At 65.6% G+C, this 15,353-nt stretch carries 14 protein-coding genes; 8 read left to right on the forward strand and 6 right to left on the reverse strand.

All coding sequences use genetic code 11. The annotated features are described in order from the left end of the window. Nucleotides 1-24: 24 nt before the first annotated feature. Nucleotides 25-180: a hypothetical protein gene (locus tag J2R76_RS00940; RefSeq protein WP_016843659.1), complete on the reverse strand. Its 156-nt coding sequence runs from the start codon at nt 178-180 to the stop codon at nt 25-27. A gap of 325 nt (nt 181-505) precedes the next feature. Here J2R76_RS00940 and J2R76_RS00945 point away from each other — a divergent pair, with 325 nt between their 5' ends. The 4 genes from J2R76_RS00945 to J2R76_RS00960 all read left to right on the forward strand — a co-directional run bounded on the left by J2R76_RS00945 (nt 506) and on the right by J2R76_RS00960 (nt 6,169). Next, a complete protein-coding gene (locus J2R76_RS00945) occupies nt 506-2,203 on the forward strand; it encodes an NAD-dependent malic enzyme (RefSeq protein ID WP_168855042.1) in 1,698 nt (565 codons plus the stop codon). A gap of 254 nt (nt 2,204-2,457) precedes the next feature. After that, nucleotides 2,458-4,140: a gamma-glutamyltransferase gene (ggt, locus tag J2R76_RS00950; protein ID WP_375166469.1), complete on the forward strand. Its 1,683-nt coding sequence runs from the start codon at nt 2,458-2,460 to the stop codon at nt 4,138-4,140. A 268-nt stretch (nt 4,141-4,408) separates the two neighbouring features. Next, complete coding sequence (locus tag J2R76_RS00955; RefSeq protein ID WP_253623638.1) at nt 4,409-5,773, forward strand: MFS transporter; 1,365 nt, start codon at nt 4,409-4,411, stop codon at nt 5,771-5,773. Nucleotides 5,774-5,791: 18 nt separating this feature from the next. Then, entirely contained in the window at nt 5,792-6,169 is a 378-nt protein-coding gene (locus J2R76_RS00960; protein WP_253623639.1) for an SPW repeat protein, read from the forward strand. Nucleotides 6,170-6,260: 91 nt separating this feature from the next. On the opposite strand, the gene J2R76_RS00965 is transcribed toward J2R76_RS00960, so the two are convergent. Then, nucleotides 6,261-6,533, reverse strand: coding sequence for a hypothetical protein (locus J2R76_RS00965; RefSeq protein ID WP_253623640.1), 273 nt, complete (start codon nt 6,531-6,533; stop codon nt 6,261-6,263). A gap of 208 nt (nt 6,534-6,741) precedes the next feature. On the opposite strand from J2R76_RS00965, the gene J2R76_RS00970 reads away from it, so the two are divergent. Continuing rightward, nucleotides 6,742-6,966, forward strand: a complete 225-nt coding sequence (locus J2R76_RS00970; RefSeq protein ID WP_057016719.1) for a hypothetical protein — start codon at nt 6,742-6,744, stop codon at nt 6,964-6,966. A 68-nt stretch (nt 6,967-7,034) separates the two neighbouring features. Here J2R76_RS00970 and J2R76_RS00975 read toward each other — a convergent pair whose 3' ends face one another. Further along, nucleotides 7,035-7,736, reverse strand: a complete 702-nt coding sequence (locus J2R76_RS00975; protein WP_253623641.1) for a fumarylacetoacetate hydrolase family protein — start codon at nt 7,734-7,736, stop codon at nt 7,035-7,037. Nucleotides 7,737-7,889: 153 nt separating this feature from the next. Between J2R76_RS00975 and J2R76_RS00980 the strand changes: the two genes are divergently transcribed. Next, entirely contained in the window at nt 7,890-9,068 is a 1,179-nt protein-coding gene (locus J2R76_RS00980; protein WP_253623642.1) for a dipeptidase, read from the forward strand. 6 nt (nt 9,069-9,074) lie between these two features. Here J2R76_RS00980 and J2R76_RS00985 read toward each other — a convergent pair whose 3' ends face one another. Both J2R76_RS00985 and galE read right to left on the reverse strand, forming a co-directional pair. Continuing rightward, complete coding sequence (locus J2R76_RS00985) at nt 9,075-10,886, reverse strand: ABC transporter ATP-binding protein (protein WP_253623643.1); 1,812 nt, start codon at nt 10,884-10,886, stop codon at nt 9,075-9,077. 109 nt (nt 10,887-10,995) lie between these two features. Next, the gene (gene galE, locus J2R76_RS00990; protein ID WP_253623644.1) at nt 10,996-12,009 is read right to left on the reverse strand and encodes a UDP-glucose 4-epimerase GalE; all 1,014 of its coding nucleotides are present in this window, start codon (nt 12,007-12,009) and stop codon (nt 10,996-10,998) included. A 132-nt stretch (nt 12,010-12,141) separates the two neighbouring features. On the opposite strand from galE, the gene J2R76_RS00995 reads away from it, so the two are divergent. Beyond that, nucleotides 12,142-13,188, forward strand: coding sequence for a glycosyltransferase family 4 protein (locus tag J2R76_RS00995; RefSeq protein ID WP_375166470.1), 1,047 nt, complete (start codon nt 12,142-12,144; stop codon nt 13,186-13,188). On the opposite strand, the gene waaF is transcribed toward J2R76_RS00995, so the two are convergent. Further along, on the reverse strand, nt 13,170-14,234 hold the full coding sequence (gene waaF / locus J2R76_RS01000) for a lipopolysaccharide heptosyltransferase II (RefSeq protein WP_253623645.1): 1,065 nt from the start codon (nt 14,232-14,234) through the stop codon (nt 13,170-13,172). The genes J2R76_RS00995 and waaF overlap by 19 nt on opposite strands. Nucleotides 14,235-14,369: 135 nt before the next feature. On the opposite strand from waaF, the gene rfaD reads away from it, so the two are divergent. Further along, on the forward strand, nt 14,370-15,350 hold the full coding sequence (gene rfaD, locus J2R76_RS01005) for an ADP-glyceromanno-heptose 6-epimerase (RefSeq protein WP_253623646.1): 981 nt from the start codon (nt 14,370-14,372) through the stop codon (nt 15,348-15,350). Nucleotides 15,351-15,353 lie beyond the last annotated feature (3 nt).

Consider the following 15,353-nt stretch of genomic DNA (forward strand, 5'->3'; position numbering starts at 1 on the left):
CGAGAGCTGTGAGGCGGAACAGCGTCAGTCGCGCTCGAAAACCTTGGCGCCAGGGTAGATTCGCCTGGCATAGGCGACGACCCACTCCCTGTCCTGGGTCTCCAGGAACGGAGTTCGGATCTTGCACGACCCGACGATCAGGTGCCACAGGCCGTTCAGCTTCTGAATGTTGACGATCATCTGAGTGGTCCTCGAAACCCGCGTTCCAGTCGACACCTGCCACGCGTGACAGTCTTGCGATTGACGGCTCGGAGCAGTGATCCTGATCACGTTGGAGTAGCCGCGAGTGTAAAAATCTCTCGCAATCGCTCAACTGTACGGGCGTAAGCACGGGCCATCACAAGGAATCAGGCGGGCTATACCAAGGTATGTTGGTGTCGATCAGGAGGTGCAGCCGCAGCGTCGGGGCCGTTCAACTTTGCGCGGCGGCGCGCCTTCGCGCTCCGATCCGTTACGTGGGCGTGATAACGTCCGATCTGGCGTTTCGCATTGAGGGGACCTTGCCATGTCGGAGTCATCAGGAGCTTTTGCGACCACTGCGCTGAGCGGCTACGAGCTGCTGGCCGATCCGCAGCTGAACAAGGGCACGGCGTTCTCCGAGGCCGAGCGCGAGGCGTTCGACCTGCATGGCCTGTTGCCGCCCAATATTTTGACGCTGGACGAGCAGGTCTCGCGCCGCCTCGAGGCGCTGCGCGGTTTTGAGACCGACATCGAGCGCTATGCCTTTCTGCGCGAGCTGCAGGACACCAACGAGACGCTGTTCTACGCGCTCCTGGTCGGCAACCTGGAAGAGCTGTTGCCGATCGTCTACACGCCGACCGTCGGCGAGGGCTGCCAAAAATTCAGTCGGCTGTTCCGCAAGCCGCGCGGGCTGTTCCTCAGCATCCCACATCAGCACCGGATCGACCGCATTTTCGCCCATCCGCGCTTCGATCACGTCGAGGCGATCGTGGTGACCGACGGCGAGCGCATCCTCGGCCTCGGCGACCAGGGCGCCGGCGGCATGGGCATCCCGATCGGCAAGCTCGCGCTCTATACCGGCTGCGGCGGCCTGCATCCGGCGACGACGCTGCCGATCATGCTCGACGTCGGCACCGACAATCCCGATTGCCTCGCCGATCCGCTCTATGTCGGCTGGCGCAACGAGCGCGTCCGCGGCCAGGCCTATGACGACTTCATCGAGGCTTTCGTCGCGGCGGTGGTGAAGCGCTGGCCGCGCGTCCTGCTGCAGTGGGAGGATTTCGCCAAGAACAACGCGACGCGCATGCTCGAGCGCTATCGCGACCGGCTCCTGACCTTCAACGACGACATTCAGGGCACCGCGGCGGTGGCGACCGGCGCCTTGCTCTCCGCGATCAACGTCACCGGCGTGCCGCTCACCGAGCAGCGCGTCGCCGTGCTGGGCGCAGGCTCGGCCGGCTGCGGCATCGCCAGCCTGATCCGCGCCGCGATGGTCGATGCCGGCCTGTCGGAGAGCGAGGCGGCGAAGCGCTTCTTCATGGTCGACCGCGATGGGCTGCTGCTCCAGGGCATGGGCGGGCTCGCCCCGTTCCAGCTTCCGTTCGTGCAGGACAGGCAGGCGATCGCGGGCTGGCAGCTCAGCCATCCCGACAAGATCGCGCTGCTCGACGTCGTGCGCAACGCGAGGCCGACGGTGCTGATCGGCGTCTCCGGGCAGGCCGGCGCGTTCTCCGAACCGATCGTCCGCGCGATGGCCGAGTGCAACAAGCGGCCGGTGATCTTCCCGCTGTCCAACCCGACCTCGCGCGAGGAGGCGACGCCGGTCGATATCGAGGCGTGGACCGAGGGGCGGGCGTTGATCGGTGTCGGCAGCCCGTTCCCGCCGATCATGCGCGACGGCGCGCGCTTCAAGGTCGACCAGACCAACAACTCCTACATCTTCCCGGGGGTCGGCGTCGGCGCGCTCGCGGTCGGTGCCAGCCGGGTCAGCGACGGCATGTTCATGGCCGCCGCCAAGGCGCTGGCCAGCGTCTCGCCGGCGCGCGACAACCCGAAGCACAATCTGCTGCCGCCGGTCAGCGCGTTGCGCGACGTCTCGCAGACCGTGGCGCTTGCGGTCGCGCTGCAGGCGCACAAGGAGGGATTGGCGAGCAACGTTCCGATCGACCAGGTCGAGGCGCGGATTCACGCCAAGGTCTGGACGCCGCGCTACGTGCCGTACCGCCGCAGCGATCGGGCTTAGAGCTCGGCGCGTCGGTGCGGGGCGATCCTCCGGGCCGCGCGCGGCCCCGCATCGATTTTATGACCATCATGATCGGGTCAGGATGGGCTCGACCTCGCTTACGCCTTCTCAACGGGCTTGACCGAAGTAAGAATTTTCTTCAATCTTGGTATGCCAAATGCCAGTGGCGGTCCTTCGGGGATTTGGACGTCGCGGTGTCCGCAGCCCGTGATCGCACAACATCGACACAACGAGGAAACGGGGAGGGAAGTCGAATGGCCAATCTTGGCATGTCGCGCAGGGAGTTGCTGGTCGGGTCCATGCTCACGGCGGTCGCCGCGGCGGCGCCGCGACCGCTCCGGGCCCTCGACAATACGGGCGCGCTGGCGCGATCGAAGACTGGCATGGTGACGAGCCCGTCCGAACTTGCCACGCAGGCAGGGCTCGAGGTGCTGCGCAAGGGCGGCAATGCGATCGAGGCGGTCATCGCCATCGGTGCCACGCTGTGCGTGACCTATCCGCATTTCAGCGGCCTCGGCGGCGACAGCTTCATGGTGATCAGCGACCGCAAGGGAAATGTGCGGACGCTGTCCGGTGCAGGTCAGGCTGCGCTCAACCTGCCGAACTACAGCGGCTCGGTCCCGATCCGGGGGCCTGGGTCGGCGCTGACCGCGGCCACGACCGTCGACGTCTGGGACCAGGCGTTCGATTTCAGCCGCAAGTCCTGGGCCGGAAAGCAGAGCTGGGCGTCGCTGTTCGCGCGCCCGATCGAATACGCGAGCAAGGGCTTCCCGGTCACGCCGTCGCAGCGCTTCTGGCAGGACATGGAAGCGAAGAACCTGAAGGACTGGCCCGACATCCAGCGCATCTTCATGCCCGCCGGCCGGATGCCTGAAATCGGCGAGCCGCTGGTCCAGCCTGAACTCGCGAAATCGCTGGAGATGCTGGCGGCAAATGGCGGGCGTGATTTCTACGAAGGAAAGCTCGCCGCGCGCATTGCGGCCGGACTGAAGCAGATCGGCTCGCCGCTGACCGCCGACGATCTGGCACGCTGCCGCGCGCGCGACGAGACGCCGTTGCGCGTCGGCTATCGCGGCGGCGAGCTGCTCGGGCTGCGCCCGCCGACGCAGGGTCTCACGACACTCGAGATCATGGGTATCCTCGACCGCTTCGAGCTCGCGAAATATCCGGAAGGGAGCGCGGACTACTATCACCTGCTGGTCGAAGCGGTGAAGCAGGCCTTCATCGACCGCAGCCGCTACATCGGCGATCCGGAATTCGTCGACGTTCCGGTCAATCAGCTGCTCTCGGCGAGCTACCTCGACGCGCGCGCGAAGGCGATCAACCTCGAGAAGGCGATGCCGTGGCCGCACGTGTTCAAGAAGGGCGACACGGTTTATCTCGCCGCGACCGACCGGGACGGCAATTGCGTCAGCATGCTGCAAACCGTCTACTACGATTGGGGAAGCGGCATGGTGGCCGGCGACACCGGCATCATCTGGCACAACCGCGGTGCCTCGTTCAACCTCGACCCGGCCAGCCCCAACTGCCTCAAGCCAGGCAAGCGGCCGTTCCACACGCTCAATCCGGGGATCTATCTCAAGAGCGGACGGCCGCATCTGCTGTACGGCACGCAGGGAGCCGACGGCCAGCCGCAGACGCTCGCGGCGGTGCTGACCAGGCTGATCGACTACAACATGGATCCGCTCACCGCGCTGTCGCGGCCGCGCTTCCTGCTCGGCAAGACGTTCTCCGATGCGCGCGACAGCTTGAAGCTGGAGAAGGATGCCGGTGAAGAGGTGTTCAAGGCGCTCGCCGGGCGCGGCCACGAAATCAGTCCGATACCAGCCCAGAGCCCGCTCGCAGGACATCCGGGTGCGATCCGGATCGACGCTGACGGAAGCATCACCGGGGCGCATGATCCACGCAGCGACGGGCGGGCGCTCGGGCTGTCATGAGACGAAGCGCGGTGGATTGACGGAGCCGCCCGGCGGCTGCCGAATCCGGCAGCCATCTGCGAAGCATGGTCCCCCCGGTGGGCGAGCGGTGGCGGACGACGCCCTCGACGCGTTGCGATCCGTCGCTCGCCATGGCCGACTGAAGGCCGACTAAAGTTCAAGCCTCGACGGTCCATCCCGGTGGAACTTTCCGGCGCGCCTTATCGTTTGTACTCAAACAAACCACAGTCAATATCCGTCCGGGGGCCTGTGCGAGGGAGACACCCCCATGGCAAGATTTGGCCCAATGCTTGGTCTGACCCCCGGCCTCGACGCCAACCGGCTCACACCATCCGAGCATCAGCTGCAGATGCGCCGTGCGGTGATCGCCTCCACCGTCGGGACCGCGATCGAGTGGTATGACTTCTTTCTCTACAGCACCGTCACCGGCCTGGTGTTCGCAAAACTGTTCTTTCCGCATTCCGATCCCTGGGTCGGCACGCTCGAGGCCTTCGCCATCTATGCGGTCGGCTTCGTCGCGCGGCCGATCGGGGCTGCGATCTTCGGGCACTATGGCGACCGCATCGGCCGCAAGTCGACGCTGATCGCGACGCTGCTGTTGATGGGACTGGCGACCGCGGCGGTCGCATTGGTGCCGACCTATTCCAGCATCGGCATCTGGGGTGCGGTGATCCTGACCGTGTTGCGCTTCATCCAGGGCGTCGGCGTCGGCGGCGAATGGGGCGGCTCGGTGCTGATGTCGATGGAATGGGCGCGCAACGATCGCTCCCGCGGCCTGATCGCGTCATGGCCGCAATTCGGCGTGCCCTGCGGACTGTTCCTCGCCAATCTCGCGGTGCTGGCTTTCAGCCAGATGTCGGGCGACCAGTTCCTGTCGTGGGGCTGGCGCATTCCGTTCGCGCTCAGCATCGTCCTGGTCGGTGTCGGCCTCTACATCCGGCTCGGCATTCTGGAAACGCCTGTGTTCAGCAAGCTGCTGGCCGAGCGTCAGCTCGACCGCACGCCGATGCTGACGGTGATCCGCGATCATCCGAAGGAGATCCTGCTGTCCGCCTTCGCGCGGATGTCCGAGCAGGCGCCGTTCTACATCTTCACCGCCTTCGTGTTCTCCTACGGCGTCGGAACGCTGCACGTGTCGCGTGACTTCCTGCTGACCGCGGTGCTCGCGGCCTCGGTGCTGTCGTTCGTCTCGATCCCGCTGTGCGGGCACATCTCCGATCAGATCGGCCGCAAGAACATGTACATGATCGGCGCTGCCGTGACCGGCGTGTTCGGCTTCATCTATTTCGCGATGCTTAACACCGGATCGGAAACGATCATCTTCCTTGCGATCTTCCTGTCGCTGATTCCGCACGACATGCAGTACGGCCCGCAGGCGGCCCTGATCGCAGAGAGCTTTACTGGTCGCCTGCGCTACAGCGGCGCCTCGCTCGGCTATCAGCTTGCTTCCGTGATCGCCGGCGGTCCGGCACCGCTGATCGCGACCTGGCTGTTCGGCACGTTCCATTCGGCGACCGCGATCGCGGCCTATATCGCGGCTTGCGCAATCATCACGCTGGTCGCGACCGCGATGATGACCGACTACACGGGCAGGGACATCAATGCGCCCGAGGCGCATCAGCTGCGGGTTTGAGTAGCAAGGGAGCAATCGATGATGAAGTGGCGAAAAGAATCCGCGCTCGATCTCTATAACCTCATCGCAGCGATTTTCCTGCTCGCTGCGCCGTGGCTGTTCGTGCGGGCCAATCCGACGGCGGCGATCGATCTCAGGATCAGCGGCGCGGCGATCGCGATCATGTCGCTGGCGGCGATCGTCGTGTTCTCGATCTGGGAAGAATGGATCAACCTGGTCGTCGGATGCTGGCTGATCGTCTCGCCCTGGCTGCTCGGCTTCACGCATACCCGCGCGATGCATTTTGCCATTGCCGCCGGCGCGGTGGTGGCATTCATGGCGCTGCTCGAGCTGTGGCTCGAATACGAGAAGACGCATTTCGGCCCGGCGGCGCCGCAGGCCGCCGAAAGGCAGTAGGATCCGCCGCCGGCGAGACCGAGGGGTGTGGCTCCTTGTCTTTGAGCATGACCTCCTCGGAAAACCGTTTCGCGCTTTTCCGGATCATGCTCTAGCAGCCGCGGCAAATCCCCTTGATCTTGCGGTGGACGATCGCGTCCTCCTGATCGATGATCTGCTGCGATGTCGATGTCGTCGCCGGAATATCGGCGGCGCGCGGCTGGCGATGGCCGACCGGCGCCGACCACGGCCTGCTCGCGGTTTCGTTTGACGCGTAGGCGCGGGGCTGCTGGACCGCTGCCTGTGCGAAGCAAGCGGCCGCCATTGCCGCGGACATAATCGCAGCCAAGCCCAGTCGTACGCCGGGTCGTTGAAGATCGATCATGAAAACCTCCATATTGTCGTCGCCGCGTTTTGCGCGCGGCCTTGATGACATGGAGTGCCTCGGTCGCTCCGGTATTCCCCGCTCCATCTGAAGTGATCAGGCGCTCGCGACGCGGTGATCGCGCGTGATGAAATAATTTCCGGGCGCGCGCGGTCCTGAACACAGGAGCCGAGCTAGGTCGGCTTCACCCACCGTACGGAGAAATCCCATGACCAAATTGACCCTCGCGGCGCTTGCGCTGGTTGCGGCAGCCGCCTGTTCGGCGCAGGCGTCGGCCGCCGGCAACAACGCTGCGGTGCGGCGCGCCAATGCTTCGATGACGACAACGACGGTCAGCAGCAAGACCACCGATTGCGTGCGCGCGCCGAAGGTTGGATCGTTCGCGACCGCCCCGTTCACCGAGCCGCCCTGCATGCCCGGCACGATGCGCTGATGGCGCACAGCAAAAAGCCCCGGACCTGAGGTCCGGGGCTTTGGGCCTTGCCTCGTCTGCTGAGGCGGTTATTCCGGCTTGCCGATCGTCACCGCGAGCTTGCCGACGCCGTCGACACCGCATTCGAGCTTGTCGCCCACCTGCAGCTGCGAGACGCCGGCGGGCGTGCCGGTCATGATGATGTCGCCGGCGGCGAGCTTCACCTGCTGCGAGAGCTGCCAGATGATTTCAGGCACGTTCCAGATCAGCTCGGTGAGGTCGCCCTTCTGCGCTTCCTTGCCGTTGACGGTGAGCCAGATCTTGCCCGCGGTCGGGTGGCCGATCTTCGCGGCCGGCTGGATCGCCGAGCAGGGCGCGGAATAGTCGAACGACTTGCCGATCTCCCAGGGCCGCTCCTTCTTGCGCGAGGCGATCTGCAGGTCGCGGCGGGTCAGGTCGATGCCGACGGCATAGCCGTAGACATGCTCGAGCGCCTTGTCGGCGGGAATGTTCAGCCCGCCGCTCTTCATCGCCACCACCAGCTCGACCTCGTGATGCAGGTCCTTGGTCAGCGGCGGATAGGGGATGATCGCGCCATCGGGCACCAGCATGTCGGCATGCTTGCCGAAGAAGAATGGCGGCGCGCGCTCGTCATTACCCATCTCCCTGATATGCTCGAGATAGTTGCGGCCAACGCACCAGATGCGGCGGACCGGATAGCTGCCGGATTCGCCTACGACGGGAAGCGAGGGCTGCGGGGGAAGCGGAATGACGGTGGATGCGGCGTTCATGAACGGGTCCCGGAGGGTTGAAGGAGGGAGCGCGGGCGGTATTTACGCGCTTACGCCGCTCAGGGCTAGTGGCTGCGGCTGCATCCGGCGCAGAGGTGAGGCCAGCTTTCCGCCGAGCGCAGCCGCCTTTGGTCGACAAAGGCGGTGGTGTCCATGAGGAAATGGCTTTCGATCGGCCTGGCGCCGGTCGCCGTGGTCCTGATCGCCGCCGCCGTTCGCTTTTTCACGGTCGCCCCGGAGCGGATCGACCGGGCGCAGAACAGGGTCCAGCGCGTGGCGCTGGATATCACGCCCGCCGCTACGGCCCTGCAGGCGTCGCTCGACGTGGCGGACATGCATGCGGACAGCCTGCTGTGGAAGCGCGACCTGATCGCGCGATCCGATCGCGGCCATATCGACCTGCCCCGCCTGATCGAGGGACACTACGCGCTGCAGGTGTTCTCGTCGGTCACCAAGTCGCCCAAGGGCCAGAACTATGATGCCAACGGCGCCGACACCGACACCATCACGAACCTCGCCATCATCGATCTGCAGCCGCCACGGACGTGGTTCTCGTTGCTGCAGCGCTCGCTGTGGCATGCAGAGAAATTGCGGAGCTTCGCCGAACAATCCACCGGGCGGCTGCGCCTGATCGCAACGCCGGCCGACCTCGACCGCCTGCTCGCCGACCGCAGGAGCGGCGCGACGGTGGTTGGCGGCATGCTCTCGATCGAGGGCCTGCAGGACATCGAGGGCAACATCGCCAATCTCGACGTGCTCTATGCCGCCGGATTCAGAATGGCCGGTCTCGCTCACTTCTTCGACAATGACGTCGCAGGTTCGATGCACGGCGTCGCAAAGGGCGGACTGACGCCGCTCGGCCGGCAGGTGGTGCAGCGGATGGAGGCGATGGGCATGATCGTCGACCTCGCGCATGCGAGCCACGCGGCGGTCGCCGAGGTGCTGGCGATGGCGACGCGCCCGGTGGTCTCGAGCCACGGCGGCGTTCAGGCGACCTGCAAGGTCAACCGCAACCTCACCGACGACGAAGTCCGGGGTGTCGCGCGGACCGGCGGCATCGTCGGCATCGGTTTCTGGCAAGGCGCGGTCTGCTCGCTCGATCCGAAGGACGTCGCGCGGGCGATCGCCCATGTCCGCGACCTGGTCGGGATCGACCATGTCGGCCTCGGCTCGGATTTCGACGGCTCGACCACCACGGGCTTCGATGCCAGTGAGATCGTCGCCGTGACCCAGGCGCTGATGTCGCGCGGGTTCTCGGTGGACGACATCCGCAAGGTCATGGGCGGCAATGTCCTGCGCGTGCTGCGCGCAGGCATTGCCCCGAGGGGATGACAGGCTCTAGCCGGTGGCGCTGATCGGCGCCAGCGCCAGCGGCGACGGGTCGTGGTGGTGCTGCAGGCGGAAGAACGAGGCGTAGCGGCCGCCGCGGCGCAGCAGCTCCTCGTGCCGTCCGCGCTCGACGATTTCGCCGCCCTCGACCACCAGGATCGCATCGGCATGCATGATGGTGTGCAGGCGGTGCGCGATCACGATTGTGGTGCGGCCCTGGCAGAGATGCTCGATCGCTTCCTGCACCTGCTTCTCGGACTCCGAGTCGAGCGCGGCGGTGGCCTCGTCGAGCAGGATGATCGGCGCGTTCTTGATCAACGCGCGGGCGACCGCGATGCGCTGGCGTTGCCCACCGGACAGCTGGGTGCCGTGTTCGCCGACCGGCGTGTCGTAGCCAAGCGGGAAGCTCATGATGAAGTCGTGTGCGCAGGCGGCCTTGGCGGCGTCGACGATCTCTTGCTCGGTGGCGCCCTGCTTGCCGAAGGCGATGTTGGCGCGGATGGTATCGCGGAACAGATAGACGTCCTGCCCGACATAGGCCGTCTGCTGCCGCAGCGATTTGCGCGACACCGACGAGATCGGCTGTCCATCGATCAGGATGTCGCCCTCGCGCGTCTCGTAGAAGCGAAGCAGCAAGGCCAGCACGGTCGATTTGCCGCCGCCGGAGGGGCCGACCAGCGCGGTCACCTTGCCGGGCTCGGCGACGAAGCTCATGCGGTTCAGCACCGGCTCGCCCGGCCGATAGGCGAAGCTGACGTCGCGCAGTTCGATCCGCGCGTCGGACAGTTTCAGCGCCGGCCTGTCGTCATCGGTCTGCTCGCTCGCGGGGCTATCGACCACCTCGAGCAGCATCCGCGCGCCGACCAGCTGGCTATTGAGGTCGATGTTGAGCCGCGCCAGCCGCTTGGCCGGCTCGGTCGCCATCAGGAAGGCTGTCAGGAACGTGAAGAACTGGCCCGGCGTGGAGCCGAGCGCCACCACGCTGTAGCCGCCATACATCAGGCAGCCGGCGACCGCGAAGCCGCCGAGCATTTCCATCAGCGGATTGGAACGGTTGGCGACGCGCGCCATCTTGTTGGCATTGCTCTCGACGGTTGCGATGTGCTCGTCGATCCGCTGCTGCATGGTGTCTTCCAGCGTGAACGCCTTCACGGTGCGGATGCCCTGCAGCGACTCCTGCATCGTCTCCATGATGTCGGCGGTGCCGGTGAACTGGTTGTAGGCGAGCCCCTTGATCCGCTTCACCAGCCTGCGCAGCATCAGCATCGCCGGCGGCACCGCCACGAGCCCGATGAACGACATCAGCGGGTCCTGCCAGACCATGACAGCGACCATGCTGATCAGCATCAGGAAGTCGCGGCCGATCGCATTGACCAGCATGTTGAGCACGTCGGTGATCGACTTGGCGCCGGCGGTCAGCCGCGCCAGGAATTCCGACGAGTGCCGTTGCGAGAAGAAGCCGATGCTCTCACTCATCAGCTTGGCGAATAGTTGCCGCTGGTTGCTGGCGAGGATGGCGTTGGAGATCTTGTTCAGGATCACCATGTGGCCGTAGGTCGCCACGCCCTTGATGAACAGCAGCACCACCGTGATCCCGGCGAACATCGCGATGCCGGGGATGTTCTTGTCGACATAGGCCTGGTTGATCACCTGGCCGAGCACGTAGGTGGCGCCGGCCGTCGAGCCGGCCGCCACGGCCATCAGCGCGAACGCAGTCAGATAGCGCCGCCAATAGGTAATCCCTTGTTCCATGACCAGGCGGCGAATCAGGATCGCCGCGCCATAGGGATCGTCGGTAATTTTCTTTGGAAACTGGGCCATCCGCGTTCCATTGACGGCGGGCAGCGCCGGCCGTCAGGGTTGCGGGACCTCCTTGCCCGCTTGGCGGGGCTTTTTCAAGCACAATAACTGCTTGATAACGGTTTGTTTTTTAGGCCGATTCCGCCTGTCGCGCGGAGCCCGCGCGCTCCCGGAACAGCTTCTCCTCCCAGGCCAGCGCGTGGCTCGCGATGGTCTCGAGATCGTCGAAGCGCGGCGTCCAGTCGAGCAGCGAGCGGATCCTTGTCGTGTCGGCCACCATGGTCATGATGTCGCCGGGCCGGCGCGCGGCGTAGGCGACCGCGAAGTTGCGCATCGAGACCCGGCGCACCGCCTCGATCGTCTCGAGCACGGAATAGCCGCGGCCATAACCGCAATTCATCGTCACCGATTGCCCGCCGGCACGCAGATAGGACAGCGCCGAGCGGTGCGCCTCGACGAGGTCGCTGACATGGATGAAATCCCTGATGCAGCTGCCGTCCTGGGTCGGATAGTCGGTGCCGAACACGTCGATCTTGGCGCGCTGGCCGGTCGCGGCCTCGACCGCGATCTTGAGCAGATGGGTGGCGCCGATGGTGGCAAGGCCGACGCGGCCCTTCGGGTCGGCGCCGGCGACGTTGAAGTAGCGCAGCACGACGTAGCTCATGCCATGAACGGATGCGACGTCGTGCAGCATGATCTCGGTCATCAGCTTCGACGAGCCGTAGGGCGATAGCGGACGCGTCGGTGCGATCTCCGGCACCGGCACCTGGTCCGGGTTGCCGTAGACGGCCGCGGTCGAGGAGAAGATGAAGCGGCTGACGCCGCCCTTCACCGCCGCGTTGAGCAGGCTGCGCGTCGTCATGGTGTTGTTGCGGTAGTAGCCGAGCGGATCGCGCATCGAGTCCGGCACCACGACGGAGCCCGCGAAATGGATGATGCTGTCGATGCCGTGCTGGGCGATCACGCCCTCGACGAGGTTCTCGTCGCCGGCATCGCCGATGAACAGCGGCACGCCTTCGGGCAGGAACGCGGAGAAGCCGGTGGAAAGGTTGTCGATCACGACGACGCTCTCGCCGGCATCGACCAGCGCATGAATCATGTGACTTCCGATATAGCCGGCGCCGCCGGTCACGAGCACGGTCATGGATAGAGCTCTCCCGATGTTCTTTAACTGGCGATGCTAGCGGGAGTGCGGTGAAGAGGGGGTTTCGCCGCGGCCGAACTGGCCACTATGCTTAATGTTGCGTATAGGAACTGGCACGAAACGGAGACTTGAGTGCCGATCGAGAACACACCTGCCCGCGAGCTCGAGCTCATCGTGCCCAATCTGCACCGACGCTATTCGGGTGTCACCGCGACCAACCGCATGGTAGCGCCGAAGCTCGCCAAAATGTTCCGCGCAGGCTGGCTCGGCTCGCATCGGCCCGACGGCATCGACGCGATCGGATTCGCCGATCTCCTGCACCTGTGGCGGCGCGCATCGCCGCTGATCTGGCACGCGCGGCGCAACGACGAGATGATCGTCGGGCTCGCGCTGCGGGCGCTCGGCTGGCCGCTGAAACTGATCTTCACCTCGGCCGCGCAGCGCCACCACACCTGGCTGACGCGCTGGCTGATCCGCAACATGGATGCGATCATCGCCACCAGTCCGCTGTCGGCCTCCTACCTGAAGCGTGACGCGACAGTGGTGATGCACGGCGTCGACACCGATCGTTATGCGCCACCGGCCGATCGCGCGGCAGCCTTCGCCGAGAGCGGACTGCCGGGCCGCTATGCGATCGGCTGTTTCGGGCGGGTGCGCGCGCAGAAGGGCAGTGACGTCTTCGTCGAGGCGATGTGCAGGCTGCTGCCGCGCTATCCCGATTTCACCGCCGTCATCGTCGGCGCCGTGGTGCCGGAGCAACTCGCCTTTGCCAACGAGCTGAAGCGGAAGATCGAGGCGGCCGGGCTGCAATCGCGCATCGTCATCACCGGCGAACTGCCGATCGAGGATGTCATGCGCTGGTACCAGCGGCTGACGATCTACGCCTTCACCTCGCGCAATGAAGGTTTTGGCCTGACCCTGATCGAGGCGATGTCGGCAGGCGCGGCGCTGGTGGCAGCGCGCGCGGGCGCAGCCGAGTTCGTCGTCGAGGACGGCGTCACCGGCGTGCTGACGCCGCCTGGCGATGCCGACGCGCTGGTGGCCGCGCTGGAGCCCTTGATGCGCGATCCGGCAGCGGCCGCGGCGATGGGGGCGCGGGCGCGGCAACGAGTTGTGGATAAGTTCAGCCTCGATGCCGAGGCGAACGTGATCGCGGCGGTCTACCGCGCGCTGACCTGAGCCAGCACGCGCTGCGCAATCTCCACGACCTCTTCGGGGGCGATGTCGCGCATGCAGCGATGATCGTTCATGGTGCAGACCGTGCGCTGGCACGGCTGGCACGACAGCTTGCTCCTGGTCTGCAGCACTGTCGCGGCGAGGCCGTTGAGGGGCGCCCAGAGATAGGGATCGGTCGGGCCGAAGATGCCCATGGTCGGCGTGCCGATTGCGGCGGCGATGTGCATCAGGCCGGAGTCGTTGGTCACAGCGACGCTGGCCGCGGCCATCGCAACGATGCCGTTGCGCAGATCGGTGCCGGTGAGGTCGCGGACCCGCGCGCCGCCGACGGCCGAAATCTCCTGCGCCAGCGCCTTCTCGCCGGGGCCGCCGACCACCCAGACGTCGAAGCCACGTTCGGCGAACAGGCGCGCGGCCTCCGGATAATAGGTCCAGCGTTTCGAGGCGCCGACCGAGCCGGGGCCGAGCGCGATGGCGGAACCGCGGCCGAGGCCGTTGGCCTGCCGCCAGCGTTCGATTTCGTCCGCGGGAACCCGAAGCTGTGGCACCGGCCATTCCGGCGGGCGGGCGGCGCCGTCGGGCAGCGCCAGGATCGCGTTCTTGTCGATGAAGCGCGGCTGCTGCTTTTCACCCCATCGCATCGCGTTGATGAGGCCGAACCGCGCCTCGCCAAAGAAGCCGACCCGTTCCGGGATGCCCGCCAGCGCCGGCGCGAGAGCGGCCTTCCAGGTCCGCGGCAGCACCAGCGCGGTGGCGTAGTTCCGTCGGCGAAGCTCGGCCGCGAGGGCTTGCTGCTGGGCCAGCGCGAGCCGGCTGCGCGGCAGGTCGGACACGATCCCGGCGCGAACATCGGGCATATAATCGACCAAAGGGGCGCAAAGCCTGGACGTCAGAAGGTCGATCGGCCGGTTCGGCCAACGCTTGCGGAGCACCCTGACCACGGTGTGGCCGCGCACGAAATCGCCGATCCAAACATAGGGCACCACGAGGATCGGTCTGGTATCCCCGGCATCCTGTGTTTCGATATCAGATATTGAATCAATATTCATTTCTAAATAGGCCAAGGCCGATCGGGCGCGGCCAAGTCGGTAACCGGTTCGCGATGAGAGGTAAAGCCGTCGTTGCCTGCGACGCGGGAGTGGGGCAAAGCTGACGGCTGCAAAGGAATCTGGCGGGATTTCATCATGTTTCTGGTAACCGGGGGCGCCGGTTTTATCGGATCGAACGTCGTGGCCGCGTTGAACGACGCCGGGCGCAGCGATGTTGTGGTCTGCGATCTGCTTGGGCAGGACGGCAAGTGGCGGAACCTGGCCAAGCGCCAGCTTGCCGATGTCGTTCCGCCGGCCGAGCTTGGCGACTGGCTGAAGGGGCGGCGGCTCACCGCCGTGATCCATCTCGGCGCCATTTCCGAGACCACGGCAACCGACGGCGACCTGGTGATCGAGACCAATTTCCGTCTCTCGATGCGGCTGCTCGACTGGTGCACGGCGAATGCCACGCCGTTCATCTATGCCTCCTCGGCCGCGACCTATGGCGACGGCGAACAGGGGTTTGACGACGACGCGTCGGTCGAGGCGCTGAAGCGGTTGCGGCCGATGAACCTGTACGGCTGGAGCAAGAACCTGTTCGACCTTGCGGTCGCCGAGCGCGCTGCGAAGGGCGAGCCTCTGCCGCCGCAATGGGCCGGGCTGAAATTCTTCAACGTGTTCGGCCCCAATGAATATCACAAGGGCCCGATGATGAGCGTGCTCGCGCGCCGCTTCGACGACATCAAGGCGGGCCGTGTCGTGCAGCTGTTCAAGTCGCATCGCGAGGGCATCGCCGACGGCGATCAGCGCCGCGACTTCATCTATGTCGACGACGTCGTGCGGGTGATGATGTGGCTGATCGCGACGCCGCGGGTCTCCGGGCTGTTCAATGTCGGTACCGGCAAGGCGCGCAGCTTCAAGGACCTGATCGTCTCGGCCTATGGTGCGCTCGGGCTCGAACCGAACATCCAGTATGTCGACATGCCCGAGCAGATTCGCGGCAGTTACCAGTACTTCACCCAGAGCGTCGTCGATCGTCTCGGACGCGCCGGATACAATGGCGGCTTCACTCGCCTGGAAGACGCAGTCGGGGCCTATGTGAAGGGCTTTCTCGATCGCGCGGATCGCTATCGCTAGAGC

This window comes from Bradyrhizobium sp. USDA 4532, assembly GCF_024171315.1.
In the GTDB taxonomy this organism is placed as follows: domain Bacteria; phylum Pseudomonadota; class Alphaproteobacteria; order Rhizobiales; family Xanthobacteraceae; genus Bradyrhizobium; species Bradyrhizobium australafricanum.

Excerpts from the sequence above, each read along its gene's own strand:
- J2R76_RS00940 (WP_016843659.1), bottom strand. The coding sequence starts at position 180 with ATGATCGTCAACATTCAGAAGCTGAACGGCCTGTGGCACCTGATCGTC.
- J2R76_RS00945 (WP_168855042.1), top strand. The coding sequence starts at position 506 with ATGTCGGAGTCATCAGGAGCTTTTGCGACCACTGCGCTGAGCGGCTAC.
- ggt (WP_375166469.1), top strand. The coding sequence starts at position 2,458 with ATGGCCAATCTTGGCATGTCGCGCAGGGAGTTGCTGGTCGGGTCCATG.
- J2R76_RS00955 (WP_253623638.1), top strand. The coding sequence starts at position 4,409 with ATGGCAAGATTTGGCCCAATGCTTGGTCTGACCCCCGGCCTCGACGCC.
- J2R76_RS00960 (WP_253623639.1), top strand. The coding sequence starts at position 5,792 with ATGATGAAGTGGCGAAAAGAATCCGCGCTCGATCTCTATAACCTCATC.
- J2R76_RS00965 (WP_253623640.1), bottom strand. The coding sequence starts at position 6,533 with ATGATCGATCTTCAACGACCCGGCGTACGACTGGGCTTGGCTGCGATT.
- J2R76_RS00970 (WP_057016719.1), top strand. The coding sequence starts at position 6,742 with ATGACCAAATTGACCCTCGCGGCGCTTGCGCTGGTTGCGGCAGCCGCC.
- J2R76_RS00975 (WP_253623641.1), bottom strand. The coding sequence starts at position 7,736 with ATGAACGCCGCATCCACCGTCATTCCGCTTCCCCCGCAGCCCTCGCTT.
- J2R76_RS00980 (WP_253623642.1), top strand. The coding sequence starts at position 7,890 with ATGAGGAAATGGCTTTCGATCGGCCTGGCGCCGGTCGCCGTGGTCCTG.
- J2R76_RS00985 (WP_253623643.1), bottom strand. The coding sequence starts at position 10,886 with ATGGCCCAGTTTCCAAAGAAAATTACCGACGATCCCTATGGCGCGGCG.
- galE (WP_253623644.1), bottom strand. The coding sequence starts at position 12,009 with ATGACCGTGCTCGTGACCGGCGGCGCCGGCTATATCGGAAGTCACATG.
- waaF (WP_253623645.1), bottom strand. The coding sequence starts at position 14,234 with ATGAATATTGATTCAATATCTGATATCGAAACACAGGATGCCGGGGAT.
- rfaD (WP_253623646.1), top strand. The coding sequence starts at position 14,370 with ATGTTTCTGGTAACCGGGGGCGCCGGTTTTATCGGATCGAACGTCGTG.